General features: G+C 68.5%; 4 protein-coding genes. 3 read left to right on the forward strand and 1 reads right to left on the reverse strand.

Annotated elements, in window-relative coordinates:
- The coding region (locus PHD22_RS16000; protein WP_299869137.1) for a 2'-5' RNA ligase family protein at positions 1–525 on the reverse strand (525 nt) is incomplete at its 3' end.
- Positions 526–839: 314 nt separating this feature from the next.
- Between PHD22_RS16000 and PHD22_RS16005 the strand changes: the two genes are divergently transcribed.
- From PHD22_RS16005 to PHD22_RS16015, 3 genes are all read left to right on the forward strand, one after another.
- A complete protein-coding gene (locus tag PHD22_RS16005) occupies positions 840–2,111 on the forward strand; it encodes an MdtA/MuxA family multidrug efflux RND transporter periplasmic adaptor subunit (protein WP_299869140.1) in 1,272 nt (423 codons plus the stop codon).
- A 12-nt stretch (positions 2,112–2,123) separates the two neighbouring features.
- Positions 2,124–5,195 (forward strand): MdtB/MuxB family multidrug efflux RND transporter permease subunit, encoded by a 3,072-nt coding sequence (locus PHD22_RS16010; protein ID WP_299869143.1) that lies wholly within the window; start codon positions 2,124–2,126, stop codon positions 5,193–5,195.
- Positions 5,192–5,861, forward strand: a 670-nt coding sequence (locus PHD22_RS16015) for an efflux RND transporter permease subunit (RefSeq protein WP_299869146.1), incomplete at its 3' end; no start/stop codon positions are given. The genes PHD22_RS16010 and PHD22_RS16015, both read left to right, overlap by 4 nt.

Consider the following 5,861-nt stretch of genomic DNA (forward strand, 5'->3'; position numbering starts at 1 on the left):
CTCCACGGCCCAGGGGCCGGCATAGAGTCCAACGGTGACATGGGGAGTATAGGAGTGATCCGGGGTGTCGCCAGCGGGATGGAGCAGGCGCCGCAGCTGGCCCAGGCCGCCCTCCACATCCCGGGCGCACAGGAAGGGCGCGGAGGCGAAGCTGGCCAGGGGGCCGATCTCCAGCTGGAACGGCGCCGGCGCCGATGTCACCAGGGCGGCCAGCTGGCTCTCCAGGGCGGAGCGTCCGAAGTCGTCGCGCAGGGCGGGCTGCCCTGCCGGAAAGCCTCCCAGGGCCAGGGTCACGTGGGGCTGCCGCTGGTAATCGGCAAGGAGCAGACCATCCAGGTGACGGGCCGCCTCAAGGACCGCCGCCTTCACGGGAGCGTGATCGAGGCGTGCTGCCCACAGGGCATAGCAGGGTCGTCCCAGGTGCCATTCGGTAAAGTCACGCTGCTCGTTGGGAATGCATCGACCCGCTTCCGCAAACTGTTGTCGTGCCTGCTCGAACACGTGATCGGGGATCGCGCCAGCCATGAACATGTATAAATGATAAAAGTATCAATTTTGCCGAGTTCGATACTTTAATCGAAATTTCGAGCCGCTTGGACGCCCCGGATGTGACCTATGGCATGGGACGATGACGATGCTGGCGCGGGTGACTGGCGACGTAGCTGGCCTGGTCAGTCCTGGCGGAGGCAGCACGGCGCTGACGGAGCCTGCTCTCCTGATCCGGTGAAATACCGCTGGGGCAGGGATTCTTTTTGTGCTGACCGTGTCTTTAGCAGTCTTGCAAGACCATCGTGTAGGATTGCCCCGGCCCGAATCCGGCCGTCTAGCCAAGGTTTTCCATGTCCAGCCCCCAGTCTTCCCCCCGTTCCGAACCCGCCCGCCGCATCCGTCCCTGGCGCTGGCTCTTTCTCCTGGCGGTGCTCGCCGCCCTTGCCTGGTATGCCACCCACAGCGGTGACCCTGGCGGCAGTGGAGGAGGCCAGCCGGCAGGCGGGCCGCGGGGGGGCGGCGGCATGCGTGGAGAGCGTCCCGTTCCGGTGACCCTGGCCACCATCGCCCCGGCCGACGTGCGGGTGGTGGTGCCGGCTCTGGGCAGCGTCGTGCCGCGCAACCTGGTCACCGTCAAGAGCCGCGTGGATGGCCAGTTGCTGGCCCTGAACTTCGTGGAAGGCCAGAACGTGAAGGCGGGCGATGTGCTGGCGCGCCTGGATCCTGCTCCTTTCGAAGCGAGTCTGGAGCAGGCCCGGGGGCAGCTGGCCCGGGATGCGGCCTTGCTCAAGAATGCCCGCCTCGACCTGGAGCGTTACCGGGGCCTGCTGGCCCAGGACTCGATCGCCCGGCAGCAGGTGGACACCCAGGAGGCCCTCGTGCGCCAGTACCAGGGCACCGTGCAGGCCGACGAGGCAGCGGTCCGCAACGCCGAACTGCAGCTGTCCTACACCACCATCCGGGCCCCCATTGCCGGACGGGTAGGCCTGCGTGCCGTGGATCCGGGCAACATGATCAAGACCTCGGACGCGGCTGGGATCGTCACCCTGGCCCAGGTGACGCCGATCACGGCGGTGTTCTCCGTACCGGAGGAGCGCCTGCCGGCCATCCTCCAGCGGCACCGCAGCGGCAAGGGGCTGGTGGTCGAGGCCTGGGACCGGGAGATGAAGAACCGCCTGGCGGAGGGACGGCTGCTGGCGGTGGACGCCCAGATCGATGCCACTACGGGCACGGTCAGGCTCAAGGCGGATTTTGCCAATGGGGACGGCAGCCTCTTCCCCAACCAGTTCGTGAATGTCCGCCTGCTGCTGGACACCTTGTCCGGGGTGGTCACCGTACCCACCGCGGCGCTCCAGCAGGGGGCCAAGGGAAGCTTTGTCTACACGTTGGGTGATGGAGGCAAGGTCGCGGCCACGCCGGTCAAGCTTGGTCCGGTGGATGGAGCGCTGGCCGCAGTGGAGTCGGGTCTTGCGGTGGGGGATCGGGTGGTGGTGGATGGTCTCGACAAGCTCAAGGACGGCGCCACCGTCGAGCCCATCGATCCCAAGGCGGTGGATGCGCCGGGGCGGGAGCGAAAGGGGGGCAACGGCCCCCGGGGGCCTGGCGGCCGGCCCGGTCAGTAACGGGCGCCCGCAATGAGTCCGTCCCGTCTCTTCATTCTGCGGCCCGTGGCCACCTCGCTGATGATGGTGGCCATCCTCCTGGTGGGCCTCGTCGCCTACCGGCTGCTGCCCATCTCGGCCCTGCCCGAGGTGGATTACCCCACCATCCAGGTCAAGACCCTCTACCCCGGCGCGAGTCCCGACGTGATGACCTCCGCCGTCACCGCGCCGCTGGAGCGCCAGTTCGGCCAGATGCCGGGCCTCGACGAAATGTCCTCCACCAGCTCGGGGGGCGCCTCGGTGGTCACCCTGCGGTTTTCCCTGAGCATGGGGCTGGACGTGGCCGAGCAGCAGGTCCAGGCCGCGATCAACGCCGCCTCCAGCCTGCTGCCCTCCGATTTGCCCGCACCGCCCACGTACAGCAAGGTCAATCCGGCCGACGCGCCCATCCTGACCCTGGCCGTCAGTTCCCCCAGCCTGCCCATCACCAGGGTCCATGACCTGGTGGAGAGCCGGCTGGCCATGAAGATCTCCCAGGTGCCTGGGGTCGGGCTGGTGAGCATTGCCGGCGGGCGCCGTCCGGCGGTCCGGGTGCAGGTCAACCCCACTGCCGCGGCGGCCTACGGGCTTGGCCTGGAGGATGTGCGCACGGCCATCGCCAATGCCAACGGGACCCAGGCCAAGGGCAGCTTCGACGGCCCCCTGCGCTCGTCCACCCTGGACGCCAACGACCAGCTGCGCTCCGCCGATGAATACCGCCAGCTCATCGTGGCCTGGAAGAACGGCAACCCGGTGCGCCTGGCCGATGTGGCCACCCTGGTGGATGGCGCCGAGAACACCCGCCTGGCCGCCTGGGCCGACGACACGCCGGCGGTGATCCTCAACATCCAGCGCCAGCCTGGCGCCAACGTCATCGACGTGGCCGACCGGGTGACCGCGCTGCTGCCCCAGCTCACCGCCAGCCTGCCGGCCTCGGTGGCGGTGAGAGTGCTTTCCGACCGCACCACCACCATCCGCGCCTCGGTGCACGACGTGCAGGTGGAACTGGTTTTCGCCATTGCCCTGGTGGTGATGGTGATCTTCCTGTTCCTGCGCAGCGTGCCGGCCACGCTGATTCCCAGTGCGGCGGTCCCCCTATCCCTGGTGGGCACCTTCGGGGTCATGTACCTGCTCGGCTTCAGCCTCAACAACCTCACGCTGATGGCCCTCACCATCTCCACCGGCTTTGTGGTGGACGACGCCATCGTGATGATCGAGAACATCGCCCGCTACGTGGAGGAGGGGGAGTCGCCCATGCAGGCGGCGCTGAAGGGCGCCCGGCAGATCGGCTTCACCATCATCTCGCTGACCTTCTCCCTCATCGCCGTGCTGATCCCCCTGCTGTTCATGCAGGACGTGGTGGGTCGCCTGTTCCGGGAGTTCGCCATCACCATGGCGGTGGCGATCCTCATTTCCGCCTTCGTCTCCCTCACCCTCACGCCGATGATGTGTGCCCGCCTGCTGCGTCATGTGCCCGAGGCGGAGCAGGGGCCGGTGAGCCGGGCCATCGGGCGGTTCTTCGAACGGACCATTGCCCGCTACGGGGAAATGCTGGAATGGGTGCTGCGCCACCAGGGCCTCACGCTGGTGGTGGCGGTGGGCACCCTGGTCCTCACGGTGCTGCTCTACCTGGTGGTGCCCAAGGGCTTCTTCCCGGTTCAGGACACGGGCGCCATCCAGGGCATCACCGAAGCGGACCAGTCCATCTCCTTCCAGGCCATGGCCGAGCGCCAGCAGGCCCTGGCCGAGGTGGTGCTCAGGGACCCCGCGGTGGCAGCCCTGTCGTCCTTCATCGGCGTGGACGGCACCAACGCCACCCTCAACAGCGGTCGCCTCAACATCGCCCTCAAGCCCCTGGCCGAGCGCGACGCCACCGCCACCGAGGTGATCCGCCGCCTTCAGCCCGAGCTGGCCCGGGTGGCCGGCATCACCCTCTACATGCAGCCGGTGCAGGACCTGACCATCGAGGACCGGGTGGCCCGCACCCAGTACCAGTTCTCCCTCCAGTCCCCGGATGCGGCCGCCCTGGGCGAATGGGTGCCGCGCCTGGTGGAGCGCCTGAAGGCCTTGCCCCAGTTGTCCGACGTGGCCAGCGACCTGCAGGACAAGGGGCTTCAGGCCTGGATCGAGATCGACCGCCAGGCGGCTGCCCGCCTGGGCGTGAGCACGGCGGCCATCGACAATGCCCTGTACAACGCCTACGGCCAGCGTCTGGTCTCCACCATCTTCACCCAGGCCACCCAGTACCGGGTGGTGCTGGAGGTGCAGCCCCAGTTTCGCAGCGGCCCCGGTGCCATCGCCAGCCTGCATGTGCCGGGGAGCGGCGGCGTGCAGGTGCCCCTGTCGGCGGTGACCCGGGTGGTGGAGCGTCCTGCCAGCCTTGCGGTGAATCACATCGGCCAGTTCCCGGCGGCCACCCTGTCCTTCAACCTGGCCGAGGGCGCCTCCCTGGGCGAGGCAGTGACTGCCATCCGCGCCGCCGAGGCCGAAGTGGGTCTGCCCGCCAGCATCGAAACCCGCTTCCAGGGGGCGGCGCTGGCCTTCCAGGCCAGCCTTACCAACACCCTGCTGCTGATCCTCGCGGCGGTGGTGACCATGTACATCGTGCTCGGGGTGCTCTACGAGAGCTACATCCACCCGGTCACCATCCTGTCCACCCTGCCTTCCGCCGGGGTCGGTGCCCTGCTGGCGCTGCTCCTGTCGGGCAAGGAGCTGGGCATCGTGGCGATCATCGGCATCGTGCTGCTCATCGGCATCGTCAAGAAGAACGCCATCATGATGATCGACTTTGCGCTGGAGGCGGAGCGCAAGGACGGGCTCGCCCCCCGGGACGCCATCTTCCAGGCCTGCCTGCTGCGCTTCCGGCCCATCCTCATGACCACCCTCGCAGCCCTGCTCGGGGCGCTGCCCCTGATGCTGGGCACCGGCGTGGGCTCCGAGCTGCGCCAGCCTTTGGGCATCACCCTGGTGGGCGGGCTGCTGGTGAGCCAGGTTCTCACCCTGTTCACCACGCCGGTCATCTACCTGGCCTTTGATCGCCTGGCCCGGGGGAGTGCGGCGCGATGAACCTGTCGCGCCTGTTCATCCTGCGGCCGGTGGCCACCACGCTGCTGACCCTGGCGATTGCCCTGGCCGGGGTGATCGCCTACCGCCTCCTGCCCGTCTCGCCGCTGCCCCAGGTGGATTACCCCACCATCTCGGTCTCGGCCAGCCTGCCCGGCGCCAGCCCGGAAACCATGGCCGCCACGGTGGCCGGCCCGCTGGAACGGGTGATGGGGCAGATCGCCGGGGTCACCGAGATGACCTCCAGCAGTTCCCTCGGCTCTTCCCGGGTCACGCTCCAGTTCGAACTCTCCAAGGACATCGATACCGCCGCGCGGGAGGTGCAGGCCGCCATCAACGCCGCCCGCAGCCAGCTCCCCTCCAGCCTTCCCAACAATCCCACCTATCGCAAGGTGAATCCGGCCGAGACGCCCATCATCATCCTGGCACTGACCTCCGGCACCCTCAGCCAGGGCCAGATGTACGACGCCGCCTCCACGGTGCTGGCCCAGCGCCTCGCCCAGGTGGAGGGCGTGGGGCAGGTCAGCATCGGCGGCAGTTCGCTGCCTGCGGTGCGGGTGGAGGCCGACCCCGCCCGACTGGCCGCCGCCGGCCTCAGCATGGAGGACGTGCGCACCACCATCGTCGCCGCCAACGTCAACCGCCCCAAGGGAGATCGGAAGAGCGTCG

Source organism: Zoogloea sp., assembly GCF_028693495.1.
Classification (GTDB): Bacteria; Pseudomonadota; Gammaproteobacteria; order Burkholderiales; family Rhodocyclaceae; genus Zoogloea.

Excerpts from the sequence above, each read along its gene's own strand:
- PHD22_RS16005 (WP_299869140.1), top strand. The coding sequence starts at position 840 with ATGTCCAGCCCCCAGTCTTCCCCCCGTTCCGAACCCGCCCGCCGCATC.
- PHD22_RS16010 (WP_299869143.1), top strand. The coding sequence starts at position 2,124 with ATGAGTCCGTCCCGTCTCTTCATTCTGCGGCCCGTGGCCACCTCGCTG.